Origin of the sequence: Vibrio sp. 1F279 (assembly GCF_041439815.1) — a bacterium.
GTDB classification, from domain to species: Bacteria; Pseudomonadota; Gammaproteobacteria; order Enterobacterales; family Vibrionaceae; genus Vibrio; species Vibrio tasmaniensis_A.
Genome location: NZ_JBGOOU010000017.1, coordinates 20,227 through 39,852 on the forward strand (window position 1 = coordinate 20,227; position 19,626 = coordinate 39,852).

The following is a 19,626-nucleotide window of genomic DNA, read 5'->3' on the forward strand; positions in this document are numbered from 1 at the left end:
ATGAAAATCCTCTATTTTGTTATATAGAAGTACTTTCATATACTGTGCCATTTAATAAATATAATATTTTCAACGAGTTAAAGTGTGGGTTTTAGGTTTTCTCATTTTGACAGGCAGTTTGAGATACGTTAGAGACGCAAACTGTGAGCGCTGCGAGGATATAAATCGGCCAATTGAAGCCTTGAGTCAAAAACGTACCCGACACGATTGTTCCAATCAGACCTGCATAGATCGCATAGGCGACCGCATTTAGTTCAGGTGCGATTTCTGTAGTTGAGTTTTTTAATCTGGTGAGTGTGGATCGGGAGGTTTTGATCAAAGAAACGATAAGGCAGATAAAAATGATAAGACCAATGAAGCCAGTCTCTGCTAACACACCAAACCACGTACTGTGCACGGCGTGATTCAGTCCGTCCCAATGCGAACTGTAAAAGAAGTAGTTCGAGAAGAAGTTGTTCAGCCCTACGCCTGTCAGTGGATTCTCAACCGCCATTTTTACTGCCGCTTCCCAGGCATATATTCGACCCATTGCAGATTCATCGATACCTTGTTCAGCAGCACCACCAGAAGATCTGTCTGAGATCCCAGCAACTAAATAGAGCACCATGGCCGCGATAGTTCCTACGGAGATTAACAGGACTTTAGAACGCACTAATTTCCACGCAAAAATACCAATCACCGCAATACAACCCAGTAATCCGCCACGGCTTTGAGTCGCAATAATGGCAGCAAGCAGTAACAGACAGACTAAGGCACTGATTAAACGTTTGGACCGTGAAATGCCAGATGTGGTGGCTTGGCTTATCGTAAAGGCAAGTGGGAACATCAGTACCAGTGCTAAGTCGTTAGGGTCACCTAACATAGATCCAAAATCGCGGCCAATAGTCACTCGTGAGCCTTCAACAAGCCCAATACCATTTACTGAGTTGTACACGGCAATAGAGCTGACTAAAGCGCCAGCGTAGATAATCGTCATCGCGGTTTTTGCGAGATTTTCCGTGGTATTCACGAGCCAAGTAATCGCAAGCGTCATGACGATTATTTTCCAATAAACACCTTTGAATTCTGCAAATGCTATAGGCCTGTTAGACGCGAAGATAATACCAATGAAAACCAATACCCAAAATATGGCGAGCCAATTTAAACAAGGGTGCCAGAAGATTTTTAGCTCTTTACTGATTAATGCATGCCAGAGTAAAGCTGACAGGGCACCTAATGAAAGCATCAGCGGTATTTTTAACGAATAAAGTTGAGGTATGGCTTCGTGAATTCGGAAAAATGAAAAGACAACGAACAGTAGAACTAGCCAGAATGTCTTGTTTAACACGAATAACCCGGCCAATGGCGCAAGAGCGAGCGCGACAATGACAGCAGGGTGAGGAACAAAGTACCAAACAATACCAAGCCCAACACACAAGGTGCTGATAGTGATGATGACTGGCAATCTATTGGCTTCAGGGCTGAGCATTGTAATCTCTATTGCTGAGTAAACTATCCATGGCTGCTCTCTATCGTTATACATTTGAAAGTCGTATTGACGCCTGATGTTAAAGATTGCAAAGCGAGTGCCAGTTATGCATCTCAGTTAACCGACTGATTTAATGATGGATTATTGAGTAAGACTATAATCTTAAGTTGAGATTTGTCATTTTGAGAATCAGTATAAAACTGACTAGAACGGCTAAATTATCAAGCTAAAATAACCAGTTATCTACTAAGGCTAGGATTAACGATCGAGTTGGTAGATTTTCAACAACTTCGGGACAACAGCTTGTGGCGAATATTGGTTTTTGACGGTTTTTATCGCGTTACTTCTGAGAAAGTCACGTTGTTCAATCGACAATGATATCCACAAAGATAAAAACTGTTCTAGTTCAGCTTCTGAATTGGCGAGGTAGCCGTTAACTTGGTGCTCGATGAGTTTAGGCAAGTTACCAACTGAGGTGGCGAGGACGGGAATACCGCGAATCATGGCTTCTAATGCCGCCATAGGTAAGCCTTCAAAGCGGGAAGGGATGATTAACAAATCGATTTGGCTCCAGACGTCGTCCATATTGGTCTGATGCCCATGAAAGGTTACATTATCAGGCTGCGATTTAGCTAAGGCGTCCATTTCTGGTCCGTCACCAAAAAGCTCAAACCTAACATCAGGAAACTGTTTGGCTAATGCGACAAATCGATCAGGCGCTTTTTCATGGCTTAATCTGCCCACAAAACCAACATGGAATGGGCTTGATGAAGGGGAGTTTGTTAACCCAGTTGGGACTTTAACGAAGTTATTCAATTGATGGGTTTTACTCGGCACTTTCGCTTTAATCTTCTCACTGACCACGAGCGACTGATCAGAAAGAAAGCTGCTGTAACGGTCGAGCCAGTCATAAAGCCATACTTTGCCTGTTGGGGTTTCACCGGCATGATAAGTGGTGATTTGTTTGGTGTTGTTTAAACGAGGTGGGAGCTTTATTAGTTTGCTGACCAAACTGGCTTTGTAACCATGAGCATGGATAAGTCTTGGCTCATAATAATGAGCTGCACGTTTAAGCTGTGTCGCGCTATTGCCGCTTGAATCTGCAGAGTATGAGGCTAAATCGGAGAGGTAACTATAAGGGATGCTCAGCGCATTCAACTTTTCAACGATGATCGCTTCAGGATTAAACTTAGTCAAAAGAACGATTCGAATAGCCTCTGAATACTGAGCGCTTTCAGATATCAGGCCTTGTGCTAACTCTAAAACATGCGTTTCTATGCCTCCAAAAGTTTGGCTGTCGATCAACAGCCAAATCTCGTGAAGGTTTACGTTGAGTACACCTTGGCTAGGCTTGATTGTACTCATCTTCCGATTCCCAAGCCTGTTTCTTACGATAAACAGTAGAAGGGCTAAGTTCTAACAGCACGGCAGCGTTTAACACATTCCCATCGCAATGATTGATGGCATGTTGAATAGCTTCGCGCTCTATTTGCCACATTGGACGAATAGCACCTTCGCTTGTTGTAAATGCGGGCGTCATCGGATCGTTGTTAGCGGGGACAACTGAGGATTGCTCCAACTCTTCCGGTGTAATAGGTGGCAACTTAGCTTCTGGTGCTTCCACAACAGCAGCTTGGGGCGCAGCTACTCGAATAGGTGTCACTGATTTCGTGGCTTGAGCTGCGTCTACTTTATTAATCGGAGGCGGTAACATGTCTTTGGTCACGCTCGTTTCATTGTTCAACACCACGATGTTACGGATGATGTTTTGCAACTGACGTACGTTGCCCGGCCACGCATAACGTTTAAGTAGATTCTGCGTTTCTTTGTCTATTGATTTGAACTTCTTCTTGTCTTGCTTCGCGTACAGCTTCAAGAAGTGATTAGACAGGGTGACAATGTCACTTCCTCGTTCACGAAGCGGTGGCATCTCGATAGGCACAACGTGAACACGATAGTAAAGGTCTTCTCTAAAGCGTCCTTCTTCTACCTCAACCAGTGGATCGCGGTTGGTCGCACAGATAATTCTGACATCCACTTTAATCTCGCGGTTGCCACCGAGTGGGGTAAACGTACCGGTTTGCAAAAATCGTAGGAGCTTCTTCTGCATCTCCAGTTCCATTTCACAAAGCTCATCGAGAAATAGGGTGCCGCCATGCGCTTGCATTGTGCGGCACCTTTACGGTCGGTTGTCGCACCGGTAAATGCACCTTTAACGTGACCGAAGATTTCACTTTCCATTAGGTCTCGAGGGATAGCACCACAGTTAATAGCAACGAAGGGCTTACCGTTGCGTTGGCTCTCTTGGTGAATCGCTTCCGCACAGACTTCTTTACCCGTACCACTTTCACCGTTAATAAACACGCTGGCGGTAGTTGGTGCTACCGAATCGATGATCTTGTAAACCGCTTGCATAGGTAAGCAAGAGCCGATGAAATTATGAAAGCGGTCACGATCGAACTTGCTTTGCATGTCATCGACAAGGTTCTCTAGCTTAGCTCTTTTTAGATGTAAGCGAACAGAGGTCTTTAGTCGGTCGGCTTGAATGGGCTTCTCTAAGAAGTCTTCCGCACCGCGCTGGATAAGGTCTACAGCAATGTTTACTGAGCCATGTGCCGTCGCGATAATGACGGCGGTTGGAATTTCGTTCGTACTAATCCAATCTAAGACTTCTTCCCCTGGCATGTCGGGCAACTTAAGGTCAAGAATAACAAGCTGTGGAGAGTGCCTTTCAATGAAGGTCTTAGCTTCCGCGCCGGTTTCGACGTGGAAGATATCGTAGGGCTCGTCTTTTACGTACTGCTTGTAGAGTACGGCGAGTGAGGTGGAGTCTTCAACTAACAATACCTTAGGGCGCATTGTGTATTCCTTTTGAAACTTTATCCTAACCAATCAATAACATAGTGATATGGAACCATCAATACGAGTCTTGTGTATTTGTTATCTACCGCATGCAATCTTTTAAGGCGCGGTGTGTATAATTTCCCGCATTGCTACTCATACTGGTTCGCACCTTTATGGCGACTATATTAATAACGACTATGTTGAGTTTTTATCTGATACTTATATGAACATCCAAAGTTAACTGAAGCCTGCCTGTTTCCTGTCAAGCAAGGCTTTGATTGAACGCTCTGCGAGTTCTAGTAATTCGTCAACTTGCAGAAATGCCGCATCGTGACTCTGTTCTAGACACTGCTTCTCTAAAGCGCGAGCTAACTCACCCAAAGGGCGATTACCTAATGAGAGTGCGGTGCTGCCAAGAGTATGAACCTCAAACTCAAGTGTTTGAGCGTCGTGCTGAGCGACAGCCTCTTTTATGGCGACCAAGCGTGTTTGTGATTCTTCGACATAATGGTCGATCAAGATCGGGATAATATCCGCACTTGTATCTCGAATCATTTGCTCTAGAACGCTTTCATCAACAAGCTCGCTAACTTCTTGTGAGTTTAGATGTGCAGCTGTGTCTGACGCTAAAGTGGAATTCATCAAACTAAGTCCTTTTGTTGAGCGTAATATCCGTGAGTACTATTAAGTTTTAGTCATTTTCTAGAATAATTTCAACTGCTTGCCTTATAAACAAAGCAATTAATTGCCTTCTCGCCCGAATTGCCACTATGCTTGTGACAAACCTAACGAACTGATTTAAATTTGTTTTCTCTTATGAAATATAAACTTAGGCACCTATTAGCCTGGGTACTAGTAAGCTTAAAGGGGAGAGTGCAGGACAAAGCGAGGCCGATACACATAAAAAAGACCACTGCAGTTACTAACAACAGTGGTCTTAGAGCAGGTTAACTCGCTTGGGCTAAGCTAAGTAGCTATAACCCACATCCCTATAACCCAAATAGCGATAATTTAAACAGCCGTGCTTTAAATATCGAAAAGTAGAACTACGAAGCTTTATCAATCTTTGGCTTTGGGTCGGTTTCTACTTCTTCCTCGCTACTTTCAGAGAAGATATCAGCAACAGCGCTTCTCTCTAGTTCACCTTTTAGGTTACCGTCCTCATCAACAACCGGAAGAGAATAGTCACAAGACATAGTGTCTGGTAGCACTTCTTCAATCACCGCATCAGGCAAAATGGCTGGAACTTCTTCGTATATCTCTTCACTGAAGTCATGCACCGATGAATCTTCAACTGCATCCTGTAGGCTCTCTTGTGTGACTAGACCTTGATAGCCTTCATCCGTTACGTGATAAGCGTAGTCATTTTTCAGCATCTTCATTTGTGCCAAAGCACCTTCAATCGTTTCAGATGTGATTCGATAGAGAGGGGGCTGCATAACGGTTTCAACGGTCAATGCACGAGCACGGTTTACGTCTTTAACGAATGCCTCTACATAGTCATCGGCTGGATTCAGCAGAATCTCATGTGGTGTACCTTGTTGTACCAACTCGCCATCTTTCAAAATTGCGATTCGGTCGCCGAGACGAAGTGCTTCATCCAAATCGTGGGTGATGAAAACAATCGTCTTATGAAGCTTCTCTTGCAGTTCAATGAGTTGATCTTGCATTTCACTTCGAATCAAAGGATCGAGCGCTGAAAACGCTTCATCCATTAATAAGATTTCAGCATTAGTACACAGAGCTCGAGAAAGACCAACACGTTGTTGTTGACCGCCAGAAAGCTGGGCAGGGTACTGCTTGCCGTAACCTTTCAACCCCACCGTTTCTAACCACTCATTGGCTTTCGCTAAACGGTCTTCTTTTTTGATACCTTGTACTTCCAACCCGTACGCAACGTTTTCTACCACGGTGCGATGAGGCATTAAGCCAAAGCGTTGGAATACCATCGACATTTTATGACGACGGAACTCTTCTAATTGCTTGGTATTGAGGCTCATCACATCGATGCCTTCAACCATGATTTTACCTTGAGTCGGATCTATCAAACGGTTGAAGTGGCGAATCAAAGTCGACTTCCCTGAACCAGAAAGCCCCATGATAACGAAGATTTCGCCACGGTTAATCTCAAGGTTAATCTCTTTCAAACCAACGGTATGACCCGTGTCAGCAAGAATCTGGTCTTTGTGTTCGCCGTTCTGAACTCGGTTCATAACAGACATCGGTTTCGGTCCAAACACTTTGTATAGGCCACTAATCTCAATCAATGGTTTAGTCATGCTTGATTCCTCCTAGGTGCGCATTGGTTCTTCTTGCGTACGCCTGTGAAGCGCGGTCAAAAAGGATTGCTAGGGCAACAATGGCGAAACCATTCATCAAGCCTAATGTGAAGTATTGGTTGGTAATGGATTTAAGAACTGGTTGTCCTAGGCCTTTAACACCAATCATTGATGCGATCACAACCATAGACAGTGCCATCATGATGGTTTGGTTGATACCCGCCATGATCGTTGGCATTGCTAACGGTAGTTGAACACCCCATAAGCGTTGCTTTTTGCTCGCACCAAAAGCGGTAGCCGCTTCCAATACTTCTTTGTCGACTAAGCGTATGCCTAGGTTGGTTAAACGAATTACAGGTGGAATCGCGTAGATAACCACGGCGATCAGCCCTGGAATCTTACCTATGCCGAGTAGCATTACCACGGGGATCAAGTAAACGAATGCCGGCATGGTTTGCATGATATCAAGCATCGGCGTAACGATAGATTGCGCTCGATTCGAGCGAGCCATCGCAATGCCAATCGGAATGCCTAAGAATATCGAAACCAAGGTACACACAGTGATGATACTAAGCGTACGCATGGTGTCTTCCCACATACCAAAGTAACCAATAAGGAGCAGGGAAGCGACACAACCTAAAGCCAGTTTCCAAGAGCGACTCGCGGCGTAGACAAGGCTTGTACAAACAGCGAGGACTATAATCCAAGGGGTTGAGATAAGAAGTTTTTCAAACCAAACCAGGAATGAAAGAAGAGGGTCAAATAGAGATTCAATCATTTCACCGTATTCACGAGAGAATTCACGGTATGCGCCATCTAGCGTCTTTTTTATGGTTCGTAAATCAGCGCGTTCCATCTCTGGGAAGGTTGATAACCAATTGGTGTCAGCCATTTTATATCCTTATAGTTCGGAGCCACTTGTTCATACGATGAGGTAATCGCCTATGAAAAGGGCTCCGAATCATGAATAACATCAAGTATAGCGACGTTATTTCTGTTCTATTGTTGAAGCGTAATTACTTGTTGTTAAACCAAGCTTTTACAGTTCGGCTTCAACTTTCTTAGCCACATCTTCAGAAACCCATGGGTGCCATACTTCTGGGAACTCACTCAAAAAATGCAAGCTCGCTTCTTCACCATCAGCTTGATTGTCTTCCATCCAAGCAAGTAGGGAGTTCATTTTGTCGTTTGTGAAGCCACGTTTAGTGAAGTAGTCATAAGCTTCAGGTGCACGTGACGCAAAACTCTCAGTGGTGATAGTGTGAACGGGTGAAGGCGGATACATGGTCGCTTTAGGTGAATCACAGTCTTCTTTGGTGGTACAAGTTAAGAACTCTTGTTCATTAACACCACTACCAAAGTCAACTTTAACCATGTCGTATTTGCCTAGAACGGCAGTTGGCGCCCAGTAGTAACCAAACCAAGCTTCTTCGCGCTCATAAGCTTTTGCGATAGAGCCAGATAAGCCGGCACTCGAGCCTGGATCAACAATCGTGAAACCACTGTCTTCCAGCTCAAGAGCGTTAAACAAGTTTCCGGCACTGATCTGACAGTTCCAGCCTGCTGGGCAACTGTAAAATGCTGATGTATCTGGGTCTTCAGGGTGCTTAAATAAGCTAGCGTTTTTACGTACACCTTCGATGGTTGCCATCTCTGGGTATTGTTTAACTAAGTAAGCTGGAACCCAAAAGCCTTCTTCACCGCCATTCACAAGTGCTTTACCTGCATAGCGAAGACGTTTTTCTTGGACACCCTTGTCCAATGCGTCTTTTAAGCTGTTGCTCCAAAGTTCAGGTGCAACATCAGGCTGGCCTTTTTCAATCATGGATGTGCCTGTTGGCATGGTGTCGCCAGGGATAAGTTCGGCATCACACCCATAACCATGTTCTAGGATGAATTGGTCGATATTAGCGATCAGTGTTGCAGAGTTCCAGTTCATATCTGCGATTGTTACGCTGCCACATTCTCCAGCGTTAGCATTACCGCTGGCTGCTGCTACTAACAAAAATACGGAGCTTAACTTGTATTTCATATTGAGTTTCCTTTCTCTTTAATAATACAACTAAGGTAACCAAGGTAAATTGATTATCTAAATTGCTCGATGGTGATCCTTTTCGTGTATTTGAACCATTTGAGCAGAAGGAGGGATGGGTGAAGTTTGAATAGATAAATGTGCAAAGTCAGTGAAGTGTGATTTGCCAATTCATCCACTGTGTTTCAACAGCCATCGGATAACTTTGTCAAACTATTACAAATTCGTCAAAAACCACCTTTATTTATAATCTTAGGGAATAATCGTACGAATTCCATCTTTGATGCGATTTACATGGCACTTTAACCGTCTGTGTCACATTACCGATAAAGTTAGGCATGGGCGGTTGATTTTTGAAGGGTTTTAAAGGTGGTAAGACCACGATCGAAGTGTGTGAAATGCGTTGATTGGTTTTTAAAATCGTATTTTTAACAATAATTTCGCCAAAAACACCCAACTTGGTTTTGGGGTGTTTGGGCGTAAAGTCCAATAGGAGCGGTGGCTGTCAGGGTTTAATGACAGCCATACAGCTGCACAAGAAAGCTATAGTTGCACAGAAAAGTTACATCGGTAGGTTTAAAAACTCATTTTGGTAAAGCTTATTGGCCAAGCTATCGCGAAGTTTAGTTGGAAGGAATTTCATGCGATTGATTTGTCTTACCAACTCTTGTGCAAAGCTAGGTGTTTGTTTCATGTTCATCACACAACCCATAAGGTTGATACTCTGCGCATCAAGCAGCTTTTTCGCTTGTTCTAGGTGGTGACTAGAGGTTTCACCATAGGCGACAACCATCAATGTACTATCACAAGCACTCGCGACAGATTGCGCCGGAATGTTGCCTTTGTTTATGTTGAGAAGCGGTGAGGTATCAATGATGACTCTGTCGTATTTGTCTAACCATTTGTTCACCACTTTTTGTAACGTTGTCGGATCTTTATAAGCCAATTGCGTTGATGCAATTTGTGGAGCAGGGACGCCGATAAACGTACGATGAGACTCGACATGTTCAATTAACTGTCCCTGTTGATTGTCTTCCAACATGTTCAAATCTTTAAAAGCAGGATTGTATAAGTTGAGGTCAACATAAAGCGTAGAATGACCAGCAAGGAGAAAACGTTCTGCTAATGCAGTTGCAACAGAGGTTACCCCGTCACCTGAGTGACAAGCAGTCACACAAATCGATTTCTGTCCGTTAAGTTCAGAAGCTAGATACAGTTGTTCTACTTCTGCTTGGATTGCTGAAATAGTCATTATAAAGCTCCTATTAAGACGATCATTGTTGTTAGACGTAATATGTCTTCTAGACCTACACGAGCTTTTTCCATAAAGCTCTCACGGCGATCTGGGATGTAGATAGTGTCACCAGCGCGCAGTACTGGTAGGTTATAAATGTTGGCTGTTTTGCTGAATTCAACAAGGTCGAAGGTACGAGCTTGACCTTGGCAACAAGACATATTCACAATGGTAATTTTCTCTACGTAAGCGTTATCAGTAGGGCCCGCCGCCTCTGCCAATATATCTAAAATGGTCATGTTGTCATTGAACACATAACGTCCTGGGTTGTTAATCGCGCCAAGTACACGAACGGTTTCTTCTTTCGGTGTATCTAACCAGTTTTTACCTTTCTCTGGGATATAAATAGTGTCACCTGTGGTTACATTTGGCAGTAACGATTCGTCACCGGTTTCGAAGTACAGCGATAAATTGAGTTTGCTTACTTTAGAGTAGGTTTTATCGCGGTGCGTTACACGTACGTTGTGTATATCGGCATCCTTAGTAGGCCCGTCAGCTGCAGACAAAATGTCAAGAAAGTGCATGTCTTTGGTGAAGCGGTAACGACCCGGTGCATTCACTTGTCCAAAGATGTAGATCGAAGCATCAGAGCTTTGACGTACCCATTGAGATTTATTGTCTGACGGATCTTGTGGTAAGTCATGGACACGGACGATAGAGCCTGCACGAATTTGTGGCATCAGATCTCGTGGCGCACCATTTCTGATGAAATCATCAAGATTAAACACAACCAACTTTCTACCCGTCACGACTTCAATTTTCGATGTGTCAGCGCGTAGCGTGGGGCCGCCGACGTGTGCCAATAATCCCATGAAGTTCATTTCATCTGACCATTCTATACGACCAGGTCGATTCACCTCACCGATCACGTTAACTGCTCTGTCTGGTGCAATCTTTAACCAAGATTTCTCGTTCATGTCGGTTTTCTCAGGAACAAAGATCGCGTCACCGGCTTTAATATTCGGTGGGTTAGAGTTAGGCAAGCCTTCAGTGTAAGCCGCTAAATCGAATTTAAGTACTCGACCATCCGCTTTGATTACGCGTATTTGACGCGACTCTGCAAATCGAGTTGGGCCGCCAGCATTGGCAAGGATATCCATGAAGGTCGCGTCTCTCTTTCCTTCAAAAGCGCCAGGGGCAGCGACTTCACCCATAACGTAAACCATGTTTGCGCCGGATTTGATCTCTTCCTCTTGCTTCGGCACAAAAATGGTTGCACCTGGGCGTAAGATTGGAAGTAGGCTTTCGTCACCAGAATCCAAATAACGCTTAAGGTTGAACAGCGTAGGCGTATTATTTGAAATTACACGGATTTGTTCAACACTGGCATAGCGAGTTACCCCGCCTGAACGCATTAATACGTCGACAAGGTCGGTGTTCTCTTTGTAAGTGAACGAACCCGGCGCGTTTACCTCACCAAACACTTTAATCGAATTGCGAGAGTCAGCACTGTCACCTGAGTTTGCAAGCTTTGCTGCGTCAAACTCTTGCTCGATGTTACCGACTAATGGGGAAGCTGGAACGAATAATGAATCCAGTGATTGCAGAGTAGGTAGTGTTGATTCATCACCTGAATCAAGGAATCGTTTGTAGTTAAACTCTTTCTTGTCCGCACCTCGCTTAAGTATCAATTTGTCCAGTTGTGCGCCGGGACGTAATCCACCTGCTGCGTAAAGTGCCATTTGGATACTTGAGCCTAACGCCAGTGTGTATTCACCGGGTTGTTCTACATAACCTTGCACGTAGATGATAATTTGCTGCTCTTTTACATATACAGAAGCGTTTGAAAGATCTTTGTAAGCGGTAGCCAGTGACTCTAAAACGACTTTGTTAAGTTGTTCACTGTTATAACCCGCAACAAATACGGCGCCCACTTCAGGAAGGGTAATGCGGCCACGTTTATCCACTTGGAACCCTTTGTTCAACGTACTTTCACCGGGTACGTTAACTTGGATAAGGTCACCGACTTGAACCGCGTCTGAAAACTCTTCGTTAGCATTTACGAGGTTCGAAAGGCATAACGATAGGGTGATGATAAAAGCGATCAATAATTTCATAATCCACCTCCCATTTTCTCAGCGTTCTTAGGGGAGATAACTTCGATACTCACTCTGCGGTTGGTTAAACGCGTACCGTCTGATTCGCCTTCAAAAAGAGGAACCGTTTCACCAACAGACACTGCTTTGATTCGCTGAGCACCTAAGCCAAAAATCGTTAGGTAGCGTTCGACTTGTTTAGCACGTCCAAGTGCCAAGTCATCGTTATATTCTTCGGTACCCGTGGCATCAGCATGGCCGGTAACAACAAGGTCTAGAGATTTATGTTCTTTCAGTAGCGTCGTTGCCTCGGCAAGTCGTCCCATGTATTTGGGATTGACTTCAGTAGAGTTTTCCGCGAATTGGTTGTCAACATTAAGCAGGTCGTACAACTGCTCGATAACCGACAATTGCATTCTAAATTGGTTTTCATTTTTTGGTGGTTCACAACGGGCTTGTGACGTCACGTAGTCCAATTGAACTTCAAGTTCGTTTAAGCGTTTTCTTTGAATGACTAGGTCGTTAGCCGCATCTAGCAGCAGGCCACCTTGTAGTTCGCGAGCGATACGATTTTGCTTTTCTATCGCTTGCACAACAGCAGCGGGGAAGCACCAGCGGGCGCCTTCTTGAATCAAGGCATCAAGATGTAATTTGGCCAGTTGCCAATCAAAACGTAATCCGTGTTCAGGACCAAGAGGTTCGTCTGGCATGACAGGAGAAAAGTCGGAATTTTGGTAATTAATAGAGTCATAACTTTCAGCCAAGCCGCCAGTGCCTTGTTCAGGGTAGCTAGTACAGCCACCTAGAACTAAAGCAGACAGAGAAAGGGCTATGTAGCTTTTCAGTATTTTCATGCCAACGTCCTATGTTTTTAATTTTTATTATTATGTTTTGTTACTTCTAGCTTAGTGGATCTTCATGAATTTGTAGGATTTTTTGAATTTACTGGGATAGCGTGGCCAATACGTAACAAGTTCATAATTTCAAGAGGCTGACCAGTCACATTTTCAAGTCGCATGTTGCGTTCGCGTTCAGTTAGGCGTTTGAACATGTAAACAATCGCGCCAACACCAGATGAATCTAAAAACTCAACTTGGCTAAAATCGACTTCGATTTCAGGGTGGCCGTCATTTGAGATTACATCGTCAATATCAGTCTGAGCATCACGGCTTCCCGCTGCGTCTAAATCACCGAAGATAGAAAGAGTTAGTGTGGTTGTATTCAAATCAATCTTACGTAGTTCCATAGCGATATCTCCTTTTAAATATGTATGAACAATTGCACTGAATGTGCCAACTTTTATGTTTATATTTTTCAATAACTTAACTCGAGCGCTAATCTCTATCTCATATTGAGAAAGTCGGTTTCTCAATATGAGAACTAAAAATGGGTGAACATTTGAGACCCATAAGTCATTAATTATATGAATGAAATTGAAAGTTAAATAAGGTTGATGTGTGGGTCGCATCTTCTAGCAAAGGTTGTCTACCTACGTGTCAGAACGCTTAGGATTAAAGGCATTTGTTGACCACTACAGATATCAATACGGAGCAGATGATGAGATTAACTAAATTGGCGATAGCCACTCTATGGGCGTGTTCGCTTGCATCTCATTCATCCTATTTACCGCCTGATCATCTGGTGCTCGCAAACACATACCAGCAAGGCATTGATGTGTCTAAATACTGGAAGAGTGAAAAACTCGATGGGATTAGAGCGCTGTGGGACGGGCAGCATCTTTATACACGCAACGGTAATCGCATATACTCACCGAAGTGGTTTACAAAAAACTTACCGAAGGTACACCTTGAAGGGGAGCTCTGGGCAGGAAGAGGCAAGTTCCACTTAGTCCAATCTACCGTCCTCGATCACACACCTAGTGATGCTGCGTGGCGCCAAATAGACTTGATGCTGTTTGATATGCCAGGGGCTACTGGCGATTATCAAAAGCGCTATTACAACATATTGCATTGGGTAAGTGTGATTGGAGAACCTCATATCAGCTACATCGAACATGTACCTATTCAAAATGAAGAAGCTCTGTTTTATCAATTAGACAATGTCGATGAACGTAATGGCGAAGGTTTGATGCTCAGAAAGATCACCAGTCGTTATCAAGCAGGTCGAAGTAATGACTTGTTAAAACTAAAAAGGCATCACGATGCCGAAGCCACAGTTATTGGCTACAAAGGCGGGACAGGGAAGTACAAAGGGATGATGGGTTCGATTTTGGTTCACACGGAAGAAGGGGTTGAGTTTTATATTGGAAGCGGGTTCAGCGATCAAATGAGACTTGCGCCGCCTGAGATCGGCAGCCGTATTACCTTTCGCTACAATGGCTTTACTCAAAATGGAAAACCCAAGTTTGCGCGCTTCGTTAGAGAAAAGAGTGAGTATTAATACCAATCAGATTGTTCAGTACAATATAGTCATACACACACAGTAAACGAAAAAGAGCTCTGAATATCAGAGCTCTTTTTCGTATTCAATATCAGGGATACCGGTTGAGTGAGTTAGAACTCAGCGAGAGCTAAATTCTAACTGCACATCGTCGTCTTGTTTGTGCATCCAGTGCAGACGCATACCTAGCATAATAGCTGCAGACGTTAGACCAACAATGAACCCAACCCAGAAACCGTGCGCGCCCATAGGCTCAACAATCCAATCTTTCATTCCTAAAATGTAGCCAATAGGAAGACCAAGCAACCAGTAAGCAACGAAAGTAATGTTGAAGATCGAACGCATGTCTTTGTATCCACGCAAAGCCCCTGCAGCGATAACTTGGATTGCGTCAGTACATTGATAAACTGCAGCGAACAATAGTAATTGCATTGCAACAGTAATTACCGCCGTATTCTGTGTGTACAGTAACGAAACTTGCTCTCTGAATAGTACCGTCAATGTAGCTGTCATTAGGGCTGTGACTAAACCAACAATGATTCCCACGTGTGTCGCGATTTTCGCTCCTTCAGTGTTGTTTTCACCCAACTTATGACCAACACGAATACTCACGGCGGCACCGATACTCATTGGTATCATAAATATCAGTGACGAGAAGTTAATTGCAACCTGGTGTGCGGCGACAACCAAAGACCCAAGAGGGGCAACCAACAGAGAAACAACAGCAAATAGCGTCACCTCAAAGAAGATAGCAGCAGCAACTGGAAAGCCTAGTTTAAACAAACGAATTTGTGCTTTGAGCTGAGGCTTGTGGAACGTACCGAAGATATTGATTTTAGCCAAACGCTTTGATGTTAAAACGTAAGCGAACAGCAGAGCAAACATCACCCAATATACGATAGCCGTTGCAACGCCACAGCCAACACCACCCAGAGCGGGAGCGCCAAGCTTTCCGTATACGAACATCCAGTTAAGCGGGATGTTTAATAGCAAGCCAATAAAACCAATCACCATTGCAGGCTTAGTTAAAGACATACCATCTGTAAAGCTTCTCAATGTTTGGAACAACAAAAATGCAGGGACAGCAAACATCACCGCATTCATATAACCGATGGTTTTTTCTGCCATGAGTTGTTCTATGTCCATCCACTCCAATATCAGTTGTGTCTGAAAAAGTACGCCAATGATTGGAAGGGAGATGACAAGCGCTAAAAACGCACCTTGTTGAATCTCAAATGGAATTTTTACTTGTCTACCAGAACCATGAAGTTGTGCAACGACAGGAACCAACGCCATCAACAGACCCACACCAAATAAGATTGATGGTAGCCAGATACTTGCTGCAATCGAAACCGCCGCCATATCGATAGCACTTACACCACCGGCCATTACGGTATCGACAAAACCCATTCCAGTTTGTGCAACAGATGCGATCAATACTGGGGTCGCAAGTTTGATTAGATTCGAGGATTCTTCTTTGTAACGATGCACAAACAACTCCAAATAAGAGGGAAAATTAGAATAATAGTGTAGGAAAGGACATTCTGAAGGAATCAGAGACAATGATCTTAAGCTTCCACTGGACGAATCATAAAGAAATGTCACAATAACTGCTATGAAAAACTGTTATTAGGGCGTGTTGATCTTTCGAGCTGATTTTTGCAGCGAGTTGCTGGGTGTTTATACAAGGCAGAGGCTTTGATGTGTAGCTAGCCTACATGAGAAGCCGATAACGTAGTAAAAATGACCAGCAAACGCTGCCCGAAGGGTTCGAGCTGGGCGCCCCCGCAAAAAGCGTTTTACTCTTTGTTGAGGGAGATTTGCTTAGGATACTAGGCTACTTCCCCCTCGCCGCGATTAAAACGCTTTTATCTCGAACAAAATTTAACCGCGATAGGTCAACACGCCCTAGAATGCTAAATAGGAATCTTATGTTTACAGGTATCGTTCAAGGCATGGCAACACTGGTTGCTATAAACAAAAAAGAGTTGTTTCAGACTCATACCATTGAGCTAAGCAACGAAATGGTTGAGGGATTAGCGATTGGTGCCTCAGTAGCTCATAACGGTTGTTGCTTAACGGTAACGGAAATTTCAGGAAACCACATTGCTTTTGATTTGATGCAAGCCACATTGCGATTGACGAACTTAGGCCAACTGACTGTTGGTGATAAAGTGAATGTTGAGCGAGCCGCAAAATTTGGTGATGAAATTGGCGGGCATAGTATGTCTGGCCACATTACGTTGATGGCGAACTTAGTGGATGTGATCAAGACTGAAAACAACCGCACGCTTTGGTTTGAGTTGCCACAGGAATCAATGAAGTATGTATTGAGCAAGGGTTATATTGGCGTTGATGGTTGTTCATTGACGATAGGTGAAGTGGAAGAGAACCGTTTCTCTGTACACTTGATTCCTGAAACGCTAAATCGCACTTTGTTTGGCAGCCGCGAAGTAGGCGACCAAGTAAATATTGAGTTTGATCCTCAAACACAAGCGATTGTTGATACTGTTGAGCGCGTGCTAGCAAACCAGACGTCGTAGTAGCGGTTCATCAATAACACTTGCCCCAAAAGCGTTGACTAAGTAAAAGTCGAAGATATTAAAAAAGAGCACATTAAGTGCTCTTTTTTTATTTTTGTGTTTTTCTAGGCTAGCTTCAAAATCGAGGTGTAGGTGTAGGTGTAGCTCGACAAGAGAGTAATTGTGTTAGAAGACTTGTTCGTCGTCTGCATCAATTGAAAGATGGATTCTGTCTCTCAATTCATCAACCTGCATGTCCAGATGAATAGCATTGCAACATGCAGGGCAATCGTCATAAAAATCTTGGCTCCCATTAGAAGCATCCAGCGTTATGCTAATTGCATGACCACAATGGGGGCAAGAAACATGTTTCTCTGTGTATTTATGCATGGCGAATTCTCCTCACTGTAACTTGCACTAATCGTAGTAGCTTGTATGGGGCGTAACAAATAGCGATATCGAACGTTGCACTTATATCGATCGCAGTAGCTAGCTGTGACTGGTGTTAAACGGCCTGTATCTTCTGAATACACGCCTCAGTTTGTGCTAAATACTCGCCGCCAAATTGATTGCAGTGGTTGAGAAGATGGTACAAATTATAAATGTCTTTCCGATCAGTATAGCCAACGTCGAGTGGATTGATGCTCTGGTAACCTTCATAAAACTCTTTTGAAAACCCTTCAAACAGTTCAGTTAGCGCTAAATCACATTCATGATCGCCCCAATAACAAGCGGGATCGTAACAGATTGGCCCAAAGGCTGAGTTAGCAACATTACCGTTCCAAAGATCGCCATGAAGCAAAGAAGGGCGAGGGTTGTGGCCTGCAAGACGCATATTCACTACATCAACAATGTCATCGATATCGCCGAATTCGATGCCTTTTTCTTTTAACAATTGCAGTTGGAAGCCAATGCGTTGCTCAGAGAAAAAACGCCCCCATTTCTTATGCCAAGGGTTGGGTTGAAGGGTGCTACCAATATAATTGTCTTGGTCACAACCAAACTCTTTCTGTTCACCCCATTGATGCAATTGAGCAAGTTGAACGCCAAAGTCATAGCTATTATTGCTTGTTTCAAGCGGCTTGGTCGGCAAGTAATTAAGGATAATGAACGAGCATTCTTTGGTTTTACCAATTAGTACCAACTCAGGAACATAAACGGTAGAAGTTTCTCTTAACAAGCGTAAGTTCTCAGCTTCAATTTCAAACTTAGGTAAAAATTCTCGCTGGTTCACTTTTACAAAATAACGTTCGTTACCATCGCTAATCATATAGCAATCGTTAATGTCGCCACCAGAAACCTTTGTTCGTTCAGTTATCTGGAAGTTAAATAGAAGAGTATCTGAAAGTTGTTGAGAAATGGCCTGCCACATAGGAAATCCTCAAAGACTGAAGGTTAGAAATACTGTTTGTTTAATAGCAATAGTTTAGGATAAATCTGAGCAATTTATAGACGCACTCGTCAATGTTCTTGGCTCTTCTTCAACTAATGTAGAATCAATTGGCTGATTTGTGAACTCGAACTGATTCAAGCCCTTTGAAATCAAAACAAAAATTGAGAACGATGTAAGGAAATAGTTTGGAACTAATCTCACGGCATGATGATTTTCATACAATAGAATCGCAGAAATAGGTTGAGATTATTTTTCACTATATTTTAGGTGTGTTTGGTGAAGTTAGGGTGTTTTGATTGAAATTTAAGCTTAAATGCTAACTCGGATCACTTTAATACAGTTTTTAGTAATAAAGAGATGACAAACAGACTCATATACATAGTATTAGGTAGGTACATATTAATCTGCTCTTGAGCTTAAACGGAGATTTATTGTGGTTGTAGAAACCGATGGCTATTTGGCTTTGATCGAACACTTATCATTTAACCTAGATGTCTTTACTAATAGTAATGGTGATACAGGAAATGAAAGTGTCGAAGACATCATCACTGACATGATATCAACAAACATCATGGCTATTTTCGAGCAAAACCCTGAGTTACATTCAAGCGTTCGTTTTCAACTATTGAAAGAAGCGGATTCAGTGGTGGCTGATTTAGGTGAAGTGTTAGCTGGTGTATGGTCAAAAAAAGCGACTAACGAACAAATTGTATTCTTAGATGAATACATCGCATTAGTGAAGAATCTGTTTGATACTGCGGTCGCTCAATACGACTAATTAGCTTCTAGTACATTTACTAGGCTAAACAGCGATAGGCGTTTAAATAGTACCTTCAAAGCAACTGTGTTATCAGTTAATCTTTTAATCACTATAAACGCCTAAAATGCCAAAACTTAGAGGCCCAATAAGGGTTATCCAATCTCGATATAATGACACCTTTCGATGTCGAAGCATGTAGGAATTGATTGTTTCCTAAATATACACCGACGTGTCGTACCGTCATCGATGTTTTGAAAAACACCAAGTCACCACTTATTGCCTGTCCATACGCTATTTCCTTTCCCTTTTTAACTTGAGCTTTTGTGGTTCTCGGTAAGGCTTGCTGGGTCGCAGTTTGCACTGCGATTTGAACGAAAGCAGAGCAATCTACGCCTCTAAATGAAGTCCCACCGAAATGATATGGCACACCTTTCCACTGTTCATACACACTCATATACGCATTGGTCGTTGATTGCTCTAACTTTGACAGAGGCTTGTGTGCGGTTTGACTAAGCTGAGAAGGGGATGGCGTAGAGCTACAAGCAGCCAATGTTGCTAAAGTTATTGTAACTACAGCCATTTTTCTGAATTTCATATG

Annotated in this window: 17 protein-coding genes and 1 pseudogene; 3 read left to right on the forward strand and 15 right to left on the reverse strand. The window is 43.3% G+C overall.

All coding sequences use genetic code 11. The features are described from left to right. Positions 1–91: 91 nt before the first annotated feature. The 11 genes and pseudogenes from ACED60_RS13660 to ACED60_RS13710 all read right to left on the reverse strand — a co-directional run bounded on the left by ACED60_RS13660 (position 92) and on the right by ACED60_RS13710 (position 13,199). Positions 92–1,468 carry an O-antigen ligase family protein gene (locus tag ACED60_RS13660; protein WP_371727802.1) on the reverse strand — a complete coding sequence of 459 codons (1,377 nt, stop codon included), beginning with the start codon at positions 1,466–1,468 and terminating at the stop codon, positions 92–94. A 258-nt stretch (positions 1,469–1,726) separates the two neighbouring features. Continuing rightward, on the reverse strand, positions 1,727–2,833 hold the full coding sequence (locus ACED60_RS13665) for a glycosyltransferase family 4 protein (RefSeq protein ID WP_371727770.1): 1,107 nt from the start codon (positions 2,831–2,833) through the stop codon (positions 1,727–1,729). After that, positions 2,814–4,327 (reverse strand): annotated as a pseudogene (locus ACED60_RS13670) (sigma-54-dependent transcriptional regulator). Before ACED60_RS13670 ends, ACED60_RS13665 begins: the two are co-directional and overlap by 20 nt. A gap of 222 nt (positions 4,328–4,549) precedes the next feature. Beyond that, on the reverse strand, positions 4,550–4,954 hold the full coding sequence (locus ACED60_RS13675) for an Hpt domain-containing protein (RefSeq protein ID WP_009846763.1): 405 nt from the start codon (positions 4,952–4,954) through the stop codon (positions 4,550–4,552). A gap of 404 nt (positions 4,955–5,358) precedes the next feature. Beyond that, positions 5,359–6,591: a glycine betaine/L-proline ABC transporter ATP-binding protein gene (locus ACED60_RS13680; RefSeq protein ID WP_009846762.1), complete on the reverse strand. Its 1,233-nt coding sequence runs from the start codon at positions 6,589–6,591 to the stop codon at positions 5,359–5,361. Further along, positions 6,584–7,483 carry an ABC transporter permease gene (locus ACED60_RS13685; protein WP_371727772.1) on the reverse strand — a complete coding sequence of 300 codons (900 nt, stop codon included), beginning with the start codon at positions 7,481–7,483 and terminating at the stop codon, positions 6,584–6,586. The genes ACED60_RS13680 and ACED60_RS13685 overlap by 8 nt, the downstream gene beginning before the upstream one ends. A gap of 147 nt (positions 7,484–7,630) precedes the next feature. Then, entirely contained in the window at positions 7,631–8,623 is a 993-nt protein-coding gene (locus ACED60_RS13690) for an ABC transporter substrate-binding protein (protein ID WP_371727773.1), read from the reverse strand. 562 nt (positions 8,624–9,185) lie between these two features. After that, a complete protein-coding gene (locus ACED60_RS13695; protein ID WP_012603963.1) occupies positions 9,186–9,875 on the reverse strand; it encodes a tyrosine-protein kinase family protein in 690 nt (229 codons plus the stop codon). After that, on the reverse strand, positions 9,875–11,974 hold the full coding sequence (locus ACED60_RS13700) for an SLBB domain-containing protein (RefSeq protein WP_135382557.1): 2,100 nt from the start codon (positions 11,972–11,974) through the stop codon (positions 9,875–9,877). Before ACED60_RS13700 ends, ACED60_RS13695 begins: the two co-directional genes overlap by 1 nt. Then, entirely contained in the window at positions 11,971–12,807 is an 837-nt protein-coding gene (locus ACED60_RS13705) for an OmpA family protein (RefSeq protein WP_017100333.1), read from the reverse strand. Before ACED60_RS13705 ends, ACED60_RS13700 begins: the two co-directional genes overlap by 4 nt. Positions 12,808–12,869: 62 nt before the next feature. Then, complete coding sequence (locus ACED60_RS13710) at positions 12,870–13,199, reverse strand: STAS domain-containing protein (RefSeq protein WP_004733793.1); 330 nt, start codon at positions 13,197–13,199, stop codon at positions 12,870–12,872. A gap of 311 nt (positions 13,200–13,510) precedes the next feature. Between ACED60_RS13710 and ACED60_RS13715 the strand changes: the two genes are divergently transcribed. Then, on the forward strand, positions 13,511–14,353 hold the full coding sequence (locus tag ACED60_RS13715; protein ID WP_371727774.1) for a DNA ligase: 843 nt from the start codon (positions 13,511–13,513) through the stop codon (positions 14,351–14,353). Positions 14,354–14,473: 120 nt separating this feature from the next. Here ACED60_RS13715 and ACED60_RS13720 read toward each other — a convergent pair whose 3' ends face one another. Then, on the reverse strand, positions 14,474–15,844 hold the full coding sequence (locus ACED60_RS13720; RefSeq protein WP_371727775.1) for an MATE family efflux transporter: 1,371 nt from the start codon (positions 15,842–15,844) through the stop codon (positions 14,474–14,476). Positions 15,845–16,284: 440 nt separating this feature from the next. Here ACED60_RS13720 and ACED60_RS13725 point away from each other — a divergent pair, with 440 nt between their 5' ends. Next, positions 16,285–16,896, forward strand: coding sequence for a riboflavin synthase subunit alpha (locus ACED60_RS13725; protein ID WP_371709785.1), 612 nt, complete (start codon positions 16,285–16,287; stop codon positions 16,894–16,896). A gap of 165 nt (positions 16,897–17,061) precedes the next feature. Here the strand turns inward: ACED60_RS13725 and ACED60_RS13730 are convergent, their stop codons facing one another. Both ACED60_RS13730 and ACED60_RS13735 read right to left on the reverse strand, forming a co-directional pair. Then, the gene (locus ACED60_RS13730) at positions 17,062–17,265 is read right to left on the reverse strand and encodes a CPXCG motif-containing cysteine-rich protein (RefSeq protein WP_012603956.1); all 204 of its coding nucleotides are present in this window, start codon (positions 17,263–17,265) and stop codon (positions 17,062–17,064) included. A gap of 115 nt (positions 17,266–17,380) precedes the next feature. Next, positions 17,381–18,247, reverse strand: coding sequence for a fructosamine kinase family protein (locus ACED60_RS13735; protein WP_017100330.1), 867 nt, complete (start codon positions 18,245–18,247; stop codon positions 17,381–17,383). A 454-nt stretch (positions 18,248–18,701) separates the two neighbouring features. Between ACED60_RS13735 and ACED60_RS13740 the strand changes: the two genes are divergently transcribed. Further along, entirely contained in the window at positions 18,702–19,046 is a 345-nt protein-coding gene (locus tag ACED60_RS13740; RefSeq protein ID WP_009846752.1) for a DUF3802 family protein, read from the forward strand. A gap of 91 nt (positions 19,047–19,137) precedes the next feature. Here the strand turns inward: ACED60_RS13740 and ACED60_RS13745 are convergent, their stop codons facing one another. Next, entirely contained in the window at positions 19,138–19,623 is a 486-nt protein-coding gene (locus ACED60_RS13745; RefSeq protein WP_017103150.1) for a C40 family peptidase, read from the reverse strand. Between the last annotated feature and the right edge of the window lie 3 nt (positions 19,624–19,626).